The organism is Burkholderia sp. AU44665 (assembly GCF_030504405.1).
Lineage (GTDB): Bacteria > Pseudomonadota > Gammaproteobacteria > Burkholderiales > Burkholderiaceae > Burkholderia > Burkholderia semiarida.
The window spans coordinates 22,782-41,147 of record NZ_JAUJRI010000009.1; the positions used below are offsets into that span (position 1 = coordinate 22,782).

Annotated in this window: 14 protein-coding genes; 5 read left to right on the forward strand and 9 right to left on the reverse strand. The window is 63.8% G+C overall.

The genetic code is table 11. The annotated features are described in order from the left end of the window. Positions 1-11: 11 nt before the first annotated feature. Together QZM15_RS19495 and QZM15_RS19500 are read right to left on the reverse strand one after the other, a co-directional pair. Entirely contained in the window at positions 12-1,250 is a 1,239-nt protein-coding gene (locus QZM15_RS19495) for an efflux RND transporter periplasmic adaptor subunit (protein ID WP_302107080.1), read from the reverse strand. Between the two features lie 224 nt (positions 1,251-1,474). Further along, entirely contained in the window at positions 1,475-2,356 is an 882-nt protein-coding gene (locus tag QZM15_RS19500) for a LysR family transcriptional regulator (protein WP_059579561.1), read from the reverse strand. Between the two features lie 594 nt (positions 2,357-2,950). Between QZM15_RS19500 and QZM15_RS19505 the strand changes: the two genes are divergently transcribed. Beyond that, positions 2,951-3,931: an AraC family transcriptional regulator gene (locus QZM15_RS19505; RefSeq protein WP_302107153.1), complete on the forward strand. Its 981-nt coding sequence runs from the start codon at positions 2,951-2,953 to the stop codon at positions 3,929-3,931. 69 nt (positions 3,932-4,000) lie between these two features. On the opposite strand, the gene QZM15_RS19510 is transcribed toward QZM15_RS19505, so the two are convergent. Both QZM15_RS19510 and QZM15_RS19515 read right to left on the reverse strand, forming a co-directional pair. After that, positions 4,001-4,951 (reverse strand): LysR family transcriptional regulator, encoded by a 951-nt coding sequence (locus QZM15_RS19510; protein ID WP_302107081.1) that lies wholly within the window; start codon positions 4,949-4,951, stop codon positions 4,001-4,003. Positions 4,952-5,256: 305 nt separating this feature from the next. Further along, the gene (locus QZM15_RS19515) at positions 5,257-6,555 is read right to left on the reverse strand and encodes an adenylosuccinate synthase (RefSeq protein ID WP_302107082.1); all 1,299 of its coding nucleotides are present in this window, start codon (positions 6,553-6,555) and stop codon (positions 5,257-5,259) included. Between the two features lie 140 nt (positions 6,556-6,695). Here QZM15_RS19515 and gcvA point away from each other — a divergent pair, with 140 nt between their 5' ends. Next, complete coding sequence (gene gcvA / locus QZM15_RS19520; protein ID WP_302107083.1) at positions 6,696-7,601, forward strand: transcriptional regulator GcvA; 906 nt, start codon at positions 6,696-6,698, stop codon at positions 7,599-7,601. A 153-nt stretch (positions 7,602-7,754) separates the two neighbouring features. On the opposite strand, the gene QZM15_RS19525 is transcribed toward gcvA, so the two are convergent. Next, complete coding sequence (locus tag QZM15_RS19525) at positions 7,755-8,069, reverse strand: hypothetical protein (RefSeq protein ID WP_059579550.1); 315 nt, start codon at positions 8,067-8,069, stop codon at positions 7,755-7,757. A 2,069-nt stretch (positions 8,070-10,138) separates the two neighbouring features. On the opposite strand from QZM15_RS19525, the gene QZM15_RS19530 reads away from it, so the two are divergent. Then, on the forward strand, positions 10,139-10,372 hold the full coding sequence (locus tag QZM15_RS19530; RefSeq protein WP_144029779.1) for a hypothetical protein: 234 nt from the start codon (positions 10,139-10,141) through the stop codon (positions 10,370-10,372). Positions 10,373-10,499: 127 nt separating this feature from the next. Next, positions 10,500-11,816, forward strand: coding sequence for a replication initiation protein (locus QZM15_RS19535; protein WP_059579547.1), 1,317 nt, complete (start codon positions 10,500-10,502; stop codon positions 11,814-11,816). Positions 11,817-11,912: 96 nt separating this feature from the next. On the opposite strand, the gene QZM15_RS19540 is transcribed toward QZM15_RS19535, so the two are convergent. From QZM15_RS19540 to QZM15_RS19555, 4 genes are all read right to left on the reverse strand, one after another. Further along, positions 11,913-12,944 carry a ParB/RepB/Spo0J family partition protein gene (locus QZM15_RS19540; RefSeq protein ID WP_302107084.1) on the reverse strand — a complete coding sequence of 344 codons (1,032 nt, stop codon included), beginning with the start codon at positions 12,942-12,944 and terminating at the stop codon, positions 11,913-11,915. After that, positions 12,937-13,632, reverse strand: coding sequence for a ParA family protein (locus QZM15_RS19545; protein WP_006497839.1), 696 nt, complete (start codon positions 13,630-13,632; stop codon positions 12,937-12,939). Before QZM15_RS19545 ends, QZM15_RS19540 begins: the two co-directional genes overlap by 8 nt. 1,620 nt (positions 13,633-15,252) lie before the next feature. Then, complete coding sequence (locus QZM15_RS19550) at positions 15,253-16,269, reverse strand: AraC family transcriptional regulator (protein WP_302107085.1); 1,017 nt, start codon at positions 16,267-16,269, stop codon at positions 15,253-15,255. Positions 16,270-16,407: 138 nt separating this feature from the next. After that, positions 16,408-17,532, reverse strand: coding sequence for an MBL fold metallo-hydrolase (locus tag QZM15_RS19555; protein WP_302107086.1), 1,125 nt, complete (start codon positions 17,530-17,532; stop codon positions 16,408-16,410). 83 nt (positions 17,533-17,615) lie between these two features. On the opposite strand from QZM15_RS19555, the gene QZM15_RS19560 reads away from it, so the two are divergent. Continuing rightward, complete coding sequence (locus QZM15_RS19560) at positions 17,616-18,269, forward strand: TetR/AcrR family transcriptional regulator (protein ID WP_302107087.1); 654 nt, start codon at positions 17,616-17,618, stop codon at positions 18,267-18,269. Positions 18,270-18,366 lie beyond the last annotated feature (97 nt).

Here is an 18,366-nt window from a genome sequence, read left to right on the forward strand (position 1 = left end):
CGGACTCCCTGTTATTGCGCGCTCGACGCGGCGGTCGAGCTCGCTGCGGCGCTGGCCGCGGTAGTCGCCGGCGCGGCGCCTGCCGATGTGGCGGATGCGGCGTCCGGCGCCGGGGCGAGCTGCGCGGCGACGGTCTTCACGGTCGCGCCCGGGCGCACCTTGTCGACGCCCTGCACGATCACGTGATCGCCCGCCTGCAGACCGCCTTCCACGATCCAGTTCTGGCCGTACGTGCCGGTCGTCGTCAACGGACGCGGCTCCACCTTGTTGGCCGCGGTCACGACGAGTGCGATCGCCTGCCCCTTCTGGTCATGCGTGACGCCGATCTGCGGCACCAGGAACGCGTTCTCGTTCACGCCTTCCTCGATGCGTGCGCGCACGAACATCCCCGGCAGCAGCACGCGGCCCGGGTTCGGGAACACCGCGCGGATCGTCACCGAGCCGGTGGTCTGGTCGACCGTCACGTCCGAGAACTGCAGCTTGCCCGGCTCCGAGTAGGTCTTGCCGTCCTCCAGGATCAGCGACACCTTCGCCGCGCCCGGGCCGCTCGTCTTCAGGCGGCCGCTCTGCACGTCCTGGCGCAGCTTCAGCCCTTCGAGGCTCGACTGCGTGAGGTCGACGTACACCGGATCGAGCTGCTGCACCGTCGACATCAGCGTCGCCTGGCTCGCCTGCACGTAGGCGCCCGGCGTGACCTGCGAGATGCCGACGCGGCCGCTGATCGGCGACACGACATCCGTATAGCCGAGGTTGATCTGCGCGGTGTCGACCGCCGCCTTGCCGGCCGCGACGTCCGCCGCCGCCTGGCCTTGCGTGGCCACCGCGTTGTCGTAGTCCTGCTTGCTGACCGCGTTCGCGGCGACCAGCACCTTGTAGCGCGCGACCAGCGCGTTCTGCGTGACGAGGTTCGCCTGCGCCTTCGCGAGCGTCGCCTTCGCGCTGTTCAGCGCCGCGATGTACGGCGCCGGATCGATCTTGTAGAGGCGCTGACCGGCCTTGACGTCGGTGCCTTCGGTGAATTCACGGCGCAGCACGATGCCGTCGACCCGCGCCCGCACTTGCGCGACGAGGAATGCGCTGGTGCGGCCCGGCAGGTCGGTGAAGACCGGTACGGCTTGCGGCTGGACGGTGACGACGCCGACTTCCGGCGTTTGCGGCGGCGGTGCCGATTCTTTTTTTCCGCAGGCAGCCAGGAAAACCGCGGCTGCCGCGACAGTGATTAAGCGGTATGGAACCCGTTCGACGCGCATGGAGCGACCTCTCACAATTAGACGACCTTCAATGGGAATCATCAGATCTCCTCATGGCCCTGACGCGCGGCGGACCTGTAGCTTCCTGCCCGCCGCGGATGCGGACGCGTGTTGCGGGTGTGCGTTGCACCCTGCGGAGCGTTCGTGTGCCGAACTGCTTCCGAAAAAGAACGGCGAGCCCGCGCCTCCGGCGGGATCGCGTTGCCATGGATTCGGCCAGACCGCTAGCGCGCGGGTCGAAATGCGGCGCCGGCGAATTCGATGAACGCGCGCGCGGCAGCCGGCAGACGCGCGGCACGCGCATGCGCGAGCTTCAGCGTGACGGGCGCGAGCGGGTGGACCGGGGCCACGCGCACCAGCGTGCCGGCCGCCAGATCGGCATCGACGAGATACGCGGGCAGCACCGCCGCGCCCATGCCGGCGACGGCGAGTCGTCGCACCATCTCGAGATGGCCGACGCCCGTATTGCCGGGTGCTACGCCGGATCGAATCCCGGCCGCGCGGTCGTCGTCGGCCGCCGCCCGCTCCAGCCGCACGGCCGCGATGTCCGGCCAGTCGCCCGACGCAGCCGCGCCGCCGTGCGCGGCGACGTAAGCCGGCGCCGCGACGCGCACGGATTCGTACGCAGCCAGCGTATGCAACGCATGCGCGCCGGACACCGGCATGCCATCCGTCAGGAACGCGACGTCGATGTCCTCGGCAGTCAGGTCGACATGGGCATCGGTCAGCGTCACGGTCGGCCGCACGTCCGGAAACCGGTGCACGAAACGATCGAGCAACGCGCTCAACTGGCTGAGCCCGAACGCAACCGGTGCGGCCACGCGCAATACGCCTTCCGGCTTGCTGCCCATCGCGACGAAACGGCCGTCGATCTCGTCGATCGCACCGAGGATCCGCTCGACGCGCGCGAGATACAGCTCGCCGATTTCGGTCAGCGACTGATGGCTCGTGCTGCGTTGAAGCAAGCGCGCGCCGAGGCGCGTCTCGAGCGCTTCGACGAGCCGGCTCGCCATCGCCGTCGACACGCGCAAGCGCGTCGCCGCCCGGCGAAACCCGCCTTCCCTTGCCACCGTCACGAATGCCCGAATCGATTGAAGTTGGTCCATTTCTCCGGATTCCCCTGCGCGCACGACTGCCCGTATCCCTGCACCCGATGCCGCGCCGCGCGCCGGCCCGCATCGAACCGGCCAATGCGGCGGCCCCGACGCCGGCTCATCCGGATCGGTCGGCCCGTGCGCGACAGACGCGGTCCGGCTTGCAACGGACGCAAACCGGCCTCGGCAAGCCCGATGCACGATCATTCAATAGCAGTCCTGAGCCTTTCCCGGCGATTCGCCGCGGCGACGCACGCGACAAGGCCGGCGGCGACCGCGCATCACGCGCACGGTATTGCCCGCGCCATCCGGGCACGCTGAATCGCATTTCTTCAGCAGGTGCAATGGTAGGGAAACCGCCGGGAAATGGCTTGCCCGATCCTGCGATTGTTTTGCCTTAATTTCCGAATTTGTGCGCCGCACACCGTGCAACGGCGCGTGACGCATCCGTCGAGCATGCAGGTCCGGATGATCGGGCTAATTTCGGACAGGTTTAGGCAATCCCGCGCACGCAACTTCACAGTACGATTGATCGCCGTGCCAGCACCTCGACAGGGGACGGCAGCCGCGCATCGCATCGCCCACTCCGTCAACCGCTCATGCAACATGGAAATCGACGCCCGAACGCCACCGCAACCGCGCACGCCGCCGGATCATGATGGTTGGTCGCCAGCCCGGTCGCCTGCGGCCCGGCTGGCGGCGCTGATCGCCGCGTACGCGCCGCACGACGGCATGTTCGACCTCCCGCTGCGCGGCATGCGCATCGCGCGTGCTTGCGCGCCGCCGGCGCAGTGGAGCCACGGCGTGCACCACGCGTGCCTGAGCATCGTCGGGCAAGGCGCGAAGTCGATGCGGGTCGGCGACGATATCTACACGATCGACGCATCGCGGATGCTGGTCGCAACCGCCGACCTGCCCGTGACCGGACGCGTGACGCGCGCGAATCCGGCCGAGCCGTTCCTTTACGTGCAGCTCGCACTCGATCCGCATCGCATCGCGGCGCTCACGCCGCGCGTGTTTCCGCGCGGGCTGCCGAAAGCCGTCGACTGCCGGGCACTCGCGACGCACGACGCGACGCCGGAAATCGTCGACGCCGTCGCCCGGCTGATGCACCTGATCGCGCAACCGGACGACGTCGATCTGCTCGCGCCGCTGATCGTCGACGAAATCCTGATCCGGCTGCTGCGCGGCCCGTCGGGCGCGCGCGTCGCGCAGATCGGCGACGCCAGTTCGACCACCCAGCGCATCTCGCGCGCCGTCGCCTGGATTCGCGACCATTACCTCGACCCGATGGCGGTCGACTCGCTCGCGCGGCAGGTGGGGATGAGCCCGTCGACCTTCCACCATCACTTTCGTGCGGTCACGTCGATGAGCCCGTTGCAATGCCAGAAGGTGCTGCGGCTGCAGGAAGCGCGCCATCTGATGTGCCTCGCGGCAATGGACGCGCGGCAGGCGTGCCGAAGTGTCGGCTACGTGAGCGCGTCGCAGTTCAGTCGCGAATACGCACGGCTGTTCGGCGACGCGCCAGGCCGCGACGTCGCGAGGCTCCGCGGCGAAGCGGTGCCGCTGTCGCGCGTCATACCGTGAATGGATATCGCGTGCGAGGCGGCGCTTCGTCACCTGCTCGATCGTCGGGCGGCTGCGCCCTCACGCGAATCAGGCATGACGGGATGCGCAGCACGCATTCGATGCAGCCTCGTCGGCGGCCAGCATCTCCGGCACGCATTCCCGCAGGAAATCGACGAACGTGCGGATCTTCGCATCGAGATACTGACGCGACGCATACAGCGTGTAGACCGTCAGCTTCTGCAGCCGGTAGTGGGGCAGCACGCGCACCAGTGCGCCGCTCGCGAGCGCGGGCAGCGCCGCGGACATCGGCAGCGAGCCGATCCCGAGCCCCGCGCGCAGCGCGGCGCCGAGCGCATCGGCGATATTCACTTCGAAATCCGGCACCGGCAGCTCGAACGTTTCGCGGCCGTTCGGGCCGTCGAGATGCCAGCGGTCGCGCGGAAAGAGCGGCGTGACGAGCCGCAGGCACGCATGCCCGGCGAGATCGCTGACCGTGCGCGGCGTGCCGCGCGCCTTCAGGTAGGCAGGCGACGCGCACAGCACGCTGCCCACGTCGCCGAGCCGCTGCGATACCAGCCCGGAATCGGGTAGCTCCGTCGTGCTCAACTGCAGCGACACGTCGTAGCCTTCGTCGATGATGTCGGGCACGTGCTGCGACAGCGTCAGCTCGACCGCGACGGACGGATAGCGCTCGCGGTAGCGCACGACCGCAGGCACCACGTAGGACTGGCCGAAACTCGTCGTCGCATGAACGCGCAGTCGTCCGGACGGCTTCGCCTGTGCATCGGCCGCCTCGGCTTCCGCTTCGTCGATATAGCCGAGGATGCGCTGGCAGCGGTCGAGATAGCGCTGCCCGGCGTCGGTCAGCGCGATGCGGCGCGTGCTGCGGTTGAGCAGGCGCGTGCGTAGATGCGTTTCGAGTTGCGCGACCGAGCGCGACGCGTAGGCCGTCGTGATGTCCAGACGCTGGGCCGCGCTCGTGAAGCTGCCCTCCTCCGCGACCCGGACGAAAATGCGCATCATCTGTAACGTGTCCATCGACCTGTTCCCGGGGATTGTCACGTCGCACCGCCGTGCAGCCACGGTGCCGACGGCGCCGGCACACGCCGGTCAGGCGCGAATTGTGCGGAACAGTACAGCAGCGTTGCAGGCGTGTCCAGTTCGTCGTAGGCGGCGTGATCCGGCTGCCGAATCGTGCTGCCGGGCGGCTCGCCGGGCGGCATCGGGACCGTGCATACACGCGTATCGGACGTACCGACGGGCCAACGGCATCGACCGGCAAGAACGACCTGCAAACCGTCATGCCGCCAGCCGCTCGATTCGCGCCGTTCGCATCTCGCGCGTTACGCAGCGCCCGCCGCATCGAACGGATTGCGCAACACGATCGTGTCGTCGCGCTCCGCGCCGGTCGTGATCATCGACACCGGCGCACCCGCCACGGCCTCGATGCGCGCGATGAAATCCCGCGCGGCCCGCGGCAGCGCCGCACGCTCGCGCACACCCTTCACGGAGCCTTGCCAGCCTTCGAACCGTTCGTAGAGCGGCTTCGCGCGCGACTGCGCATCGAGGCTCGCGGGCAGATGGTCGACGCGCGCGCCGTCGAATTCGTAACCGACGCACAGCTCGATCGATTCGAAACCGTCGAGCACGTCGAGCTTGGTGAGCGCCAGCGAATCGACGCCCGAAATCCTGACGGCCTGGCGCAGTTGCGCGGCGTCGAGCCATCCGCAGCGGCGCGGCCGGCCCGTGTTGACGCCGAACTCCTGTCCACGCGCGCGCAGCGTTTCGCCGGTGGCGTCGGTCAGCTCGGTGAGGAACGGGCCGCCGCCGACCCGCGTCGCGTACGCCTTCGTGACACCCACCACGTGGCCCAGCTTCGCCGCACCGAGCCCGGTGCCGGCCGCCGCGGCCGACGCCACGGTGCCCGACGACGTCACGAACGGATACGTGCCCCAGTCGATGTCCAGCATCACGGCCTGCGAACCCTCGAACAGAATGCGCTCGCCGCGGTCAGTCGCGTCGTTGAGGTCGGCCCAGACCGGACGCACGAACGGCAAGATCTTCGGTGCGAGCGCAACGAGTGTCGCCAGCATCGCGTCGCGATCGTACTCGTCGAGCCCCAGGCCGCGGAACCACGCGTTGTGATGATCGACCAGCACGTCGAGCCTGGCGGCGAGCCCGTGCGGTTCCGCGAGATCGCCGACGCGCAGCCCGCGACGCCCGACCTTGTCCTCGTAGGCCGGCCCGATTCCGCGCAGCGTGGTGCCGATGGGTTCGCGGCGCAGCCGCTCCTGCGCCTGGTCGATCGCACGGTGAATCGGCAGCACCAGCGTCGCGTTCTCCGCGATCGACAGGTTCTCCGGCGTCACCGGCAGCCCGAGCGCGGCCATCCGCCCGATTTCCGCGAGCAGCGCTTCGGGGTCGAGCGCCACGCCGTTGCCGATCACGCCGCGCTTGCCGCGCACGATACCGCTCGGCAGCAGCGCGAGCTTGTACGTGTTGCCGTCGACGACGAGCGTGTGCCCCGCGTTGTGGCCGCCGTTGTAGCGCGCGACGAGATCGGCCTGTGCCGCCAGCCAGTCCACGACGCGCCCCTTGCCTTCGTCACCCCATTGGGCGCCCACGACCACCACGTTCGGCATGCTCCGCACTCCATGTGAGAAATTCAGACACTCGTTCGGCCGAATCGGCCGTTTGTGTGCCATATTGACGGAGCAGGATCACACGATCAAACGATTAAACCTGAACCATCGTGTGAGTAAATCTCACACGAAACGATGCAATGGCCCGACGACTCCCTCCGTTGAATTCGCTGCGCGCGTTCGAGGCCGCCGCGCGGCTCGGCAGCTTCACCCAGGCTGCCGACGAGCTGTGCGTGACGCACGGCGCGATCAGCCGGCACGTGCAGCAACTTGAAGCGTGGCTCGGGCGGCCGCTGTTCGAACGCCACAACCGGCGCGTCGAACTGACTGCGTCCGGACGCGCGTACCTCGCCGAGGTCGGTGCATCGTTCGACCGGATCGCGCTCGCCACCGCGCAGCATTTCGGCCACGCGCAGCAGCGCGTGTTGCGCGTCAGCGCGCCTGCGACGTTCTCGCTGCGCTGGCTCGTCCCGAAGCTGTCGTCGTTCCAGGTCGCGCATCCGGCCATCGAGGTGCGGCTGTCGACGTCGAACGAGCCGATCGAAAAGTTGCGCGACAAGGTCGACCTGATCGTTCGCGGCGGCCCGCAGGCCGTCGACGGATACGTCGCGGAGGAATTCCTGTCCGAAGTCCGGCTGCCGGTGTGTGCACCGAAGCTGCTGGAGGGCCGGTCGCTGGATACGCCCGCCGATCTCGCCGGCTTCACGCTGCTGCACGCGGCGACCTATCCGGGCATGTGGCCGGAATGGTTCGCGGCCGCCGGGCATCCGAATCTCGTCCCGCGGCACTCGCTCACGCTCGAGCATTTCTACCTGACGTTGCAAGGCGCGCTCGACGGGCTCGGCGTCGCGATGGGACCGATCGCGCTCGTCGCCGACGACATCGCCGAAGGCCGGCTCGTGCAGCCGTTCAGCGAACCTGCGCTGCCGCCGTGGCGCTACTTCACGTATGTGGCGTCCGCGCGATCGGATGACGACGCCGTACGCGCGTTCAAGGACTGGCTGAAGGTGGCGGGAAGCGCGACTGCGTCGGACGGGCAGGATTGATCGCACCCGCCCGCGGGGCGTGCATCGTCACGACATACAGGATTCCGAATTAAATGGAATAAACCTGCCGAACGTTCTTGCCTTCACGCATCGCGTGATCGCGATGCACGCGGCAAGCCGCGGATCGAACCGCGGCTTGCCGCCGAACGACGCTTACTGGCTTGCCGCACCTGCGGCCTTCTTCTCCGCGTTCTGCAGGTTCTGCGGATAGTTCGGATCATTGGCCGCCGGCTTGTAGCCGGCGTCTTCGAGTTTCTTCAGTTCGGCGTTGTTCTTCGCACGCGCGGCCTTGCGCTCGGCTTTGCGTTTGGCCCTGGCTGCCTTGCGCGCTTCGCTCTTCGCTGCCTTCGCGTCCTGTGCAGCCGGCGCGCTGGCGGCATCGGTCTGCGCAAACGCAGGAACCGCCGAGCCGAACAGGAAAGCGGCTGCAGTAGCAGCCAACGTGAGTTTTCTGATCTGGATTCGCATCGCTGAACTCTCTTTTTTGATAACTATCACGGTTTGAAAGACCATCGAGATACCGCCCCCGCCCTGATCGATCGTCATGTCGCGATCAGGACCTGTGCATCATAACCGTGTCGCAAAAAATGTGGCGCGAACGTGACGACGGAATCGGGATACACGTATGGGAGACAACACGGTTTCCGCGGTCGGTGACGGGAGAAGTCGTATGCGATACGGCGCGACGCGCCGACGGCCGTTTCACCGGTGGTGATATCGATGCGCGCATGCGCGACGTGAAGATCGTCGTGCTTGCTCGATCACCGCAACAGCAGTCGATCCGTACGTCGCATCAGCGGGTGATGCGGCTCGAGCGGCGGTTTCTCCCATAAACGACCACGATTCGGTTCGTGGGCGATCGAGACGACTACATTGCGTCGTTGTGGCGGGCGGTAATGGGTGCCGCACGCTTCGCGGCATCGTGATGCAGAAAGTACCTGTGGAGGTAAGACGCTTCGTCGATCGGCAGGTCTGACGGGAAAGGTGGGGTTGCGTGAACGGCGAAGACGTCGGTCCGACTGATTGCAGGAATGCACGGGAACCCGATATGAACGAGCAGCGCTTGTCGGGTAAATGCGCGCATGGCGGTGGAGACTTGTCCGTTCGGGCGACCGTGCGTGTCGACGCGTCGGGCGCAGCGCATGGATGCCGATCGTTTCTGATTGCTCCCATCAATGGTTCCTTATCTGCACGGAGCAGCGATCCGCACAGCCTGCTTATACCTGTGCTCCGCCCGATCGGTGAGCTTTTACGGGATTCCAGGTTCTTTGGAAGGTGAGCAGGTTCGGGAGCAGTGGGCCAATTCGATTGCGGTGAGCTTCGGCATCGATGAAGTGTTCACATTCGCCGGGCGCTCTCGATGAATTCCGCCGAGATCGTCCCAGGCACGGGGAATCCGTGCGCGGCATTTTGGCGCCGGGCCCGAGTTCATGCCGTGGCACGAGTCTTTCCCTGCCTGTGACGGGTCCCGCACGGTGCCCGGCTCCAAAGGTAGAAAAACGGACGGGGCGCACGGAAGAAAAGCGGTCCGGCGCCGGTCCCTCCCGCACAGTCCACGGGCTAAATTTGGCGAGTGGCGTCCCATGCGCGCGACAAAAAACTTGTCCATGGACGAGGCAGCACGAGGACAAAAAACCACTCGCGTGGCGGTGCAGGATGATTTCGAACTGCTGTGGGGAAAAGTGACGGCATCCGTTCCGCCGCTCCAGCGTAGATGGCGGGCTGCCAGGGGACAGGTTTCGGGGTCCCATAAACGGGAACCTCTCTGCCGAATCCGGGGATTTCTTCCCATAAGTTTCTACGTTTCGAGGTTTGTGAGTGGGCGCTTACCTCCTCGGAATGCATTGTCAGGCCTGGAGCCTCCCAGAAACGGCGCCTTGAACGGGACCGAGCGGCGTGGACCGAGTGGTTGAAGGGCCTCGCGTCCCACAGACGGCTCCCATTGGTAGCGGTTTATGGGGTTCGTTTTTTTGTGCAAGCACACGTGTGTTTACATCTTTGGTAAACCACGTTTACTTCTTTAACTACTTTTAGAGGGCTCACAGCCTTATCTGGCAAGGGTTTGAGCCGTGTTCGGTACCCATTTATGGGAGCACAGGTGGAAGGGTTTGGGGTTTCAGGTCTGTGGATTTGGGGTTTGGGGTACCGCGTTGTGGGGAATCAGGGTTGTGGATATGGGGCGAACGTATCCGGTTATGGGAAATCGACCGTCCATCTCGTTGGGTAGCCGTCTATGGGAACACATGAAGGTAGCTTTTTATGGGGTTCTTTTCTCGGCCGGTAGTCGGATATGTGCACGGCGATTTCCTTCGGGTAGCCGGTTATGGGGAATCGCGAAGGTACCCGTTTATGGGAGCCCTTCGGAGTCAATTCTCTGTCTAGCGCCCGCAGGTTCCACGAAGCCTTCCCATAGACAGGGCCGATACCGTACACAGGTTACCTTTTATGGGGAAACGGAGTGGTTGCCATTTATGGGAGCGTTTTCCACCTTCGGGACAAACAGCAAGACTATCGAGGATGCTGACAGGTACCCTCCTATGGGAATCGATGAAGGTAGCAAGTTATGGGAGAAAACAGCGGCGGTGCTGCGGGGCACCACGAATCGTCCCGACGATCTCGATTCCGCTCATTTGCCCCCATGGATGGCTACCTTCGTCGTGGCAAATCTTGTGCCGGGTTTGCCGGTGCCGACAGGAAAGGTAGCGGCTTTTGGGAGGAATTTTGATCAAAAGGTAGACGGATATGGGGCTCTGCACAAGTCTATCAATTAAAATTTTTCCTTTGTTATCTGATGCTTAAGAAGGATAGTGAAAGTGATGCTGGAGCAAGGGCGTTGCTCCGCCGCGCGAAAAGGTATAAAGTCCGCTCTCAATAAGGCAACCTTACCCGGACACCACGATGCCGCGCAAGCCCGCAAGCAAAGGCTCAGACAAACAGGTTTCGCTGTTTCAGACACCCGAGCCACCCGACTTGCTGCGCAAGGCGGTCCAGGCGATTCATATCGCGCCGAAGTCGGGAAAGATCGGCCTGCAGCAGCGCAAGATGTTCAGCTCGCTGATCAAGAACGCGCTTCGGCAGGAGGCGTTCGAGCCGGGTCGGACCAGTTTCTCGATCTCGATCGCGTCGCTGTCGCACGAGAGCGGGCTGAACAGCAACAACACGAAGTACGTGAAGGACACGGTCAACTCGCTGATCAGCACCGTCGTCAACTGGGACTACCTGGCCGCGGACCGTTCGACGGTCTGGAAAGCGTCAGGCCTGCTCGCCGGCGCCGAACTCGAGCAATCGGTGCTGAAGTACAGCTTCTCCGACCAGATTCGCAGCGAACTGCTCAACCCCGAGATCTACGCGCTGATCGATATGCGGATCGCTCGCGAGTTCCGGCGGTCGCACTCGCTTGCGCTATGGGAAAACACGGTGCGCTACGAAGGGATCGGCATCACCGCGAAGATCCCTCTGCCGAAATTCCGTGACCTGATTCTCGGCCAGGACAAGGCGTCTCAGTCGTACAAGGAGTACAAGCTGTTCAAGAGCAAGGTGCTGGTGCCGTGCATTCAGGAGGTGAACGAAGTATCGGATCACACGCTCGAGCTGATCGAACACAAATCCGGCCGCAGCGTGGAAGCCGTGCAGTTCAAGGTAACGCGCAAGCAGAGCACCGATACTGTCGAAGAAGGCGACGTCAAGAATGAAGCGCTGGTCGAGGAAGTCGCGAAGTTCGGCATTCCGCGCTCGGAAGCGCGCCGGCTGATCACGCAATACGGCGTGCAGCGCATCAAGGCGGCGATCGCCTATACGCTCAATCGAACCACGAAGAAGAATGCGGCGCCGGTCGACAACGTCGCCGCGTATTTCCGCAAGGCGCTGACGCACGGTTACACGCTGGCCGACGGGCAGGGAACCGAAGCGGCCGCACCGGCGAAGGAATCCGCGCAGAGCAAGCAGGAACAGATTCGCGACAAGTATCTGGCGGCGAAGGTCGAGGAAGCCGGCGCGTATTTCCGCGAGCTGGAGATCGACGACCAGACCAAGCTGATCGAGCGTTACAACGAGACGGTGGCGGGTTCGAAGGACCTGACGCTGTCGCCGAAGAAGAAGGCGAGCAAGCTTGCGCAGACGAGCTTCTTCCGATGGCTGGCGCTCGATACGTGGGGCGAGCCTACCTCGGACGACCTGCTGGAATTCCTGCTGAAAAGCAGCCTCGCGGGCAACTGAACGAGGCCCCGCCGTCGTGCGCGCCGTGCACCGGACCGTGTTGCGGTCCGGCTTCGCGACGCAGCGCGCGGAGCGAGGCCTTTTGCCGGGGGCGCGTTACTTTGGCGTGGCCGCCGCCAGATCGGCGACGTACGCGTCGATGACGGTCTTGAGCTTGTCGGCGAGCGCTTCCTGGTGGGATGCGTCGACGCCCTTGAGCTGCAGATCCAGGCGCCCGTCCGGATAAGTCTTCAACTGGCCGATCGCGCGCGATTCGAGCGCAAAGTCATGACGAACGCTGTAGCGCGTGCGGCCGGCCTTCTTGGCGCCGTCGCTCTGCGCACGCAGGAAATTCTCGAGATCGCGGACGGATTTCTTCCGCTCGATCACGGCCGTCAGCAGCCGGTCGGCCGTCGCCTCGCCCAGGCGTTCGAAGATCAGCTTCAGGAAGTACGCCGCCTGCAGGCCGACCACGTCGTTGGCACTGGCCATCCGCTCCAGCAGCGTGTTCGGCAGCGCGTTCAGCGACAGCGTCTTGCTGATCGACGCCTTGTCCTTGCCGATTTTCTCCGCCAGCGTGTTCTGGTCGGCAAAGACCTTCTCGTCGAGGAGACGTTTCCACGCGACCGCATCGTCGAAGATCGTCTGGCGTTCGTGGTCGTGGTTCGCCCGATACGCGATCGTATAGAGCTGCTCGGGCGTGTGATCCGTGCGGAACGTCGCATTGATCGTCTCGTCGCCGTTGATGCTCGTCGCGCGCAGCCGGCGTTGCCCGTCGATCACGACGAGCTTGCCGGGAAACTCGGGGAGCCGTGTGACCTTGATCGGCTCGATCTGCCCTTCCCGTTTCAAGGTCAAGGCAAGCTCGTGCAGGCTCGATTCCGAGTAGAACACGCGCGGGTTGAACGGGTTCGGGATGCAGTCCTTCACCAGCACCTTCTGCGGCGCGCCCAGATCGGTCGTACCGGCGGGGGTGGTCGCGGCCGGGCTACCGGCGGGCGCGGCTTCGGCGACGGCAACCGGTGCGGCCGCCGGCTCGGGCAGCCGCGTTTCGAGCGCCGCATTTTCCTGCGCGAGTCCGCGCAACAGGCCGGCCGCCAGATGCAGGTTGCCGGTCGGCTTCTTGTCTTTCGAGGTGTCCTTAGCCATGGGCGGCTCCGGTAGCGCGCGTCGACGCGATGTATTGGGCCATTTCCGTGACCAGCTTTTCGATTTCCGCGCGGGCTTCCTTCAGGCCCTTCAGGTATCGATTGTGGTGATGGATCGTGGTGCCGAGCGCGAACGTCTGACGATAGACCTCGCGTTGCGCGATCTGGCTGTCGAGCAGATGCTCCCCTATTTCTTCTGCTCTTAAAATTTTTAAAATTTCTTCACGCATTTTAGTTTTTCCATTAACGCTATTCAGCATTAATGCGGAAGAAAGTTGAGGATTTCGAACGGCGCGCATCGACTCGATCATGCGGATCATCGCGACAGTGCTGTACAGATCGGCCGGTGACGGCGAAAGCGGCACCAGGCAGAAATCCGCCACTTCGAGGACGGAGGCGATACGAGGGTCTTCGAGGTTGCCGGGACAGTCGACGACGATCACGTCGAAGTTCGCGTCCTGCTTCTTGATCTCGCCGCCGATGCCGCGGCCGGCGGGAGCCAGCGAAAGCACAGTCATCGGCAGCGTGTTTTCGCCGCTCGTGACCCACCGGACGGAAGTGCCCTGAGGGTCGGCATCGATCAACGCAACCTTGTTGCCACCGGCTTCGAACGCAGCCGCGATGTTGACGGAGATGGTCGTCTTTCCCGTCCCACCTTTTTGATTACTGACGGCGATCTTGAAAGCCATTAAATTCCTCCAAGGAGTTTTGCGTAATATATGCAGTTATTTGCAGAATGTCCAGAAATGCGTTCAATGTCATGAACGTTTTATTGATCGCTGTGGTTGTTACGTGACAAATAGGCCGAACGGCCAGGCGTTGCCAAAACAGCGGTTCGTAAAAAGCACGCCATTGACGTTGCAAAAAAGAACGCCGAAGTGAAAACGGGGTTTCTTTGGCCCCATAACGAACCCGGTTGGGCGAAGGCCGGGTGCCTCATCGTGCTTTGGTTTCACTCGAAACTTGATACGACTTCGTGCCGTTGATAGACGCTGATCGGCGCGGTCGCGCGGGCGTCGTCGTTGGGATCGTGAAAACAGCCGGTTGTCACGTGACAAGTTGCCGGATATCGACCTTCTCGGCATGTACGGTGCGCGGAGGCCTTCGATGCGATTACGACGTTGGCCGCGACGAAATCACTTCAATACATCTACTGATGCGCAGCCTGTGGTTACGCATGCTTATGCGGTAGCGGGGTGAGTTGTCACGTGACAAACAGCGCAAAACGGCCTCGAAGATACCTTGGCATCGTCAAGGGACAGTTGACATTGGACGATGCTACGCGGCCTAAGAGACATATTGCTCGGGAAGACAGGCGTGGACCATAGATTTCGGTGCGTCAACGAAACCGTGAAGCGGAAGGTGAGTTGTCACGTGACAACCGGAAGCAGAGCCCGGAAGTTCGAGCCACAGGAAACCGTGGGAAGTAAAGAGTCCCGTTGCCATTTCAACGGGACAGTCGGAGGTGGCGACCCCGACTTGATCGGCTGGCCCCCCGGCTCCTTATGTCGCACGTATACGCACGTACTAGCGCAATACCGGCGAGCGACTGCTGAGGCGTACCCAGATATCATAGCGAGCTTGATGTGTCCCCATTTATCAAGAGACATGCAGCTTTGCATGGCCTCTGGTAGTCGCCGATAGGGCGGGGCGTGCTTCGAGGCATGCGCCCCCACTGAAGGGCTCAACCCATCTGGAATCACCGGACGTATGCACCGCAATTCATGCCGAATTCGTGCGTCGAATGCCTGGGACGAGTCCAAACGGGTCAGGCCGTGAAACATTCTGCGAAAATCGACGCTGGCTGGAAACCCTTATGTGGCAACGACTTGCGCTACCTTCTTCACGTTGTTTCACGGAAAATGAGTGCGTTGATCCTCGGAAATAGGGGCGCATACCTTTTTCGAGCACCCATCTCGGACGCAGGAAAGATCGCCGTCAAATTCGTCATTGTTTATACGTAATTTGTAGTGTTTGATACGATCCGGCATGAGCTATGCACCGTAGGTCCTCGCTATGCGGGCGAGTCCCGCCCGCTGAGTCACGTGCCGCCCATTCGGCGCAAGGTGCACCGATATTTTGCGTCAGTTGTCACGTGACAACGCATGTGCGGGCCCCCGATTTACGGAGTCAAGGAGCATTACGAGAAGAAGCCGGCGTCGGAAATGTGCGGGAGGAGTCCCGAGCATGGTCGGTGCAACGTAGTCTTCGGAACAGCGTGAGCCCAATCGACGTCGTATGCGAGAATCTAATCCCGCACGTTGTGGATGCCATCAAAGTCGGCACATATCGACCGCCACCCCTCGCGCTCAATAACTCGCGACGATAGACAAAGCGACATCCGTTCTACCTCGCAGGCTGTCGATATCCCTTCGGGGAGAATTACCGAACAGCCGACTGTATTCGCGGTTGAATTGAGTCGGGCTCGCATACCCGACCCTGAATGCTGCCGACGCAGCATCGAGCCGCTCCGCCAGCATCAGCCGGCGAGCCTCGTTGAGCCGTATCCATTTCTGATACTGCAGCGGACTCATGCCGGTGAGTTGACGGAAGTGGTGGTGGAAGGTCGAACTGCTCATCTGAACCTGTGCCGCGAGATCATCGACGCGCAACGACTCGTCATAGTGAGCACGCAACCACCGGATCGCGCGTGACACGCGGTTGCACTGGCTGCCGGTGGAGGCGATCTGGCGCAGGCGGGCGCCTTGGTCACTCGTCAGCAGCCGATAGTAGATTTCCCGCTCGATGTACGGTGCGAGAACGGCAATGGCGTTCGGGTCGTCCAGCAGCGCGACTAACCGGTTGAGCGCGTCGTACAGCGGTTCAGTCATGTCGCCGACGACGAGTCCGCGGCCTGCTGATACATCGTCGTGAACCGGCGCGACTTGCATCATCAGCTCGGCCATCACGCGGAAATCCAGCTTCAGGCCGAGCCCCAGAAACGGTTTGTCGGGGCTGGCCTCGATGATTTGTGTCGAACCGGGCAGATCGAGAGATGTAATCAGAAAGCGATCGGCGTCGTAAAGGTACGCATCCCCGCACTGCATGACCCGCTTCGCGCCCTGAACGACGAGGCCGAAGCTCGGCTCGACCATGCACTCCATCGGCTGCGTCGGCGCTTCCCGTCGATGAAAGCTCAGATTGGGAATGGCCGTGTTGAGATGATCGACACCATCGGTCCATCTCGCGACGCGCTCCGCGAGCATCTGTCGCAGTTCGTTCTCGCGGCTGCGGCCGGTTGAACGGTGGCTTGCCTGGTCGAGCGCCGCGATGGTGGCGGCGTCGTCTCGTTGGGCGGGCAGGTATCGGAGGGGTACCGGATGCATCTTCTCTATTGAGGTAATCGGGTCGACGGGCTGGCAGTCGACGTGCAGGGGCGGCTGGCAACGAGTGCACCGCCCGGAATCGCGGATAGGTCCGACGGCCCGCTTCCGGAAGGTACGTGCCGCGACTGGCCTGGCGAACTACTTCGTCGCCTCCGACGCGCAAAGCTGCCAGCGTCGAGATTTCGCCGCCGGCGCTGCCGCGCGCTCGTCGACCGTGCGCCACCAGCGTTCGCCACGATGCGGGGCATCGAGATCGACGCGTTCGCCCATCCTCGGTGTCGACAGCTCGATGCCGCGCACGAGCGCCAGCGCCGTGACACGCTCGAACGGTTCCTGCCAGCGATGCATCGCGAGGTCGAACGTGCCGTTGTGGACCGGGATCAGCCAGCGTCCGCGCAAATCGATGTGCGCCTGCACGGTTTCTTCCGGTTGCATGTGCACGTACGGCCATTGCGCATCATAGGCGCCCGTTTCGATCAGCGTGACGTCGAACGGCCCCAGGCGCTCGCCGATCTCGCGGAAGCCGTCGAAATAGCCGGTATCGCCGCTGAAGAACAGGCGCAGATCGTCGTCGACCATCACCCACGACGCCCACAGCGTACTGTTGCCGTCGAACAGGCTGCGCCCGGAGAAGTGCTGGGCGGGGGCCGCCGTCAGCGTCAGGCCTGCTACGTCGATGCTTTGCCACCAGTCGAGCTGGCGGACCTTTGTCGCGTCGATACCCCATTCGATCAGCCGATCGCCGACACCGAGCGTCGTCACGAACACGCCGGTGGTTGCGGCCAGCGCGAGCACCGTGTCGCGGTCGAGGTGATCGTAGTGATCGTGCGACAGGATCACGCCGCGCAGCGGCGGAAGATCTTCCAGCGCGATCGGCGGTGCATGAAAGCGCTTCGGACCGATGCGCCGGAACGGCGATGCGCGCTCCGCAAACACCGGATCGGTCAACCAGAATCCGCCGCGCAGCTTCAGCAACAGCGTCGAATGGCCGAGGCGGTACAGGCTGCGATCGGGCGCCGCGTCGAGTTCGGCGCGGGTCAGCGAATCGACGGGCAGCGCGCCGGCGGGCACGGTGTGGCGCGGCTTGTTGACCAGCATGTTCCACGCGATCCCCAGCGTCTTGCCCAATCCTTCAGCAGGGCGCGGCGCGACGTTGGCAAAGCGCTCGCCATTGTGCTGCGGCGAACCGCCGGACAGCGTCCGGCCACGCCGGGCGGCCGCGAAACCCAGCACGCGGTGAATCAAAACGAGAGGCGATGCCATGTCGGTTCATCCGGAGAATAAAGTACACTGAGCAGTGTAGTTTATTTTCGAGATAAGTAAACTGCCCGGTGTAAAATTTCCGTATGGATACCAGTACTCCTCCTCAGCGTCTGACCGACCGCAAGCGCGCGGCGATCGTCGATGCGGCAATCGAGGAATTTCTTGCGGCGGGCTACGATGCGACGAGCATGGATCGCATCGCTGCACGCGCGGGCGTGTCGAAACGCACCGTCTACAACCACTTTCCGGGCAAGGAGACGCTGTTCGCTGCGATCCTGAACAAGCTATGGGATGCGACCCGGACCGGCAATTCGCCGACCTATCGCGCCGACGTGCCGTTGCGCGCGCAACTGCTCGCACTCCTCGAACGCAAATTGCGATTGATGAACGACGAGGCCTTTCTCGCCCTCGCGCGCGTCGCGATCGGCGCGGCCATCCATTCGCCGGAACGGGCGCGCGACATGGTCGAACGCCTCGGCGAGCGTGAGGAAGACGTCACGGTGTGGGTGCGGGCGGCGGCTGCGGCCGGCCGTCTGGCGGTGACCGATCCGGTGTTCGCCGCGCATCAGTTGCATGGCGCCGTGAAGGCGTTCGCGTTCTGGCCGCAGATCACGATGGGGCAGCCGCCGCTGACGGCGCACGAGCAACAGAAAGTCGCGGAGTCGGCTGCCGACATGTTCCTCGCGTACTACGCGCGACCGGACGACGGCGCCGTGTCGCGTCGCACGCAAGACTGAACGCGCATCCGAAAGCATCCGCAGGCGCGGTCAAATCGACATCGTGGTCGATGCACGCGCCGACGGGGCGTCGGCCGACCCGCCGATCCGGGCAACC

Bases quoted from the DNA above. Each gene is read 5' to 3' on its own strand.
- QZM15_RS19495 (WP_302107080.1), bottom strand. From the start codon at position 1,250: ATGCGCGTCGAACGGGTTCCATACCGCTTAATCACTGTCGCGGCAGCC.
- QZM15_RS19500 (WP_059579561.1), bottom strand. From the start codon at position 2,356: ATGGACCAACTTCAATCGATTCGGGCATTCGTGACGGTGGCAAGGGAA.
- QZM15_RS19505 (WP_302107153.1), top strand. From the start codon at position 2,951: ATGGAAATCGACGCCCGAACGCCACCGCAACCGCGCACGCCGCCGGAT.
- QZM15_RS19510 (WP_302107081.1), bottom strand. From the start codon at position 4,951: ATGGACACGTTACAGATGATGCGCATTTTCGTCCGGGTCGCGGAGGAG.
- QZM15_RS19515 (WP_302107082.1), bottom strand. From the start codon at position 6,555: ATGCCGAACGTGGTGGTCGTGGGCGCCCAATGGGGTGACGAAGGCAAG.
- gcvA (WP_302107083.1), top strand. From the start codon at position 6,696: ATGGCCCGACGACTCCCTCCGTTGAATTCGCTGCGCGCGTTCGAGGCC.
- QZM15_RS19525 (WP_059579550.1), bottom strand. From the start codon at position 8,069: ATGCGAATCCAGATCAGAAAACTCACGTTGGCTGCTACTGCAGCCGCT.
- QZM15_RS19530 (WP_144029779.1), top strand. From the start codon at position 10,139: ATGGGAATCGATGAAGGTAGCAAGTTATGGGAGAAAACAGCGGCGGTG.
- QZM15_RS19535 (WP_059579547.1), top strand. From the start codon at position 10,500: ATGCCGCGCAAGCCCGCAAGCAAAGGCTCAGACAAACAGGTTTCGCTG.
- QZM15_RS19540 (WP_302107084.1), bottom strand. From the start codon at position 12,944: ATGGCTAAGGACACCTCGAAAGACAAGAAGCCGACCGGCAACCTGCAT.
- QZM15_RS19545 (WP_006497839.1), bottom strand. From the start codon at position 13,632: ATGGCTTTCAAGATCGCCGTCAGTAATCAAAAAGGTGGGACGGGAAAG.
- QZM15_RS19550 (WP_302107085.1), bottom strand. From the start codon at position 16,269: ATGCATCCGGTACCCCTCCGATACCTGCCCGCCCAACGAGACGACGCC.
- QZM15_RS19555 (WP_302107086.1), bottom strand. From the start codon at position 17,532: ATGGCATCGCCTCTCGTTTTGATTCACCGCGTGCTGGGTTTCGCGGCC.
- QZM15_RS19560 (WP_302107087.1), top strand. From the start codon at position 17,616: ATGGATACCAGTACTCCTCCTCAGCGTCTGACCGACCGCAAGCGCGCG.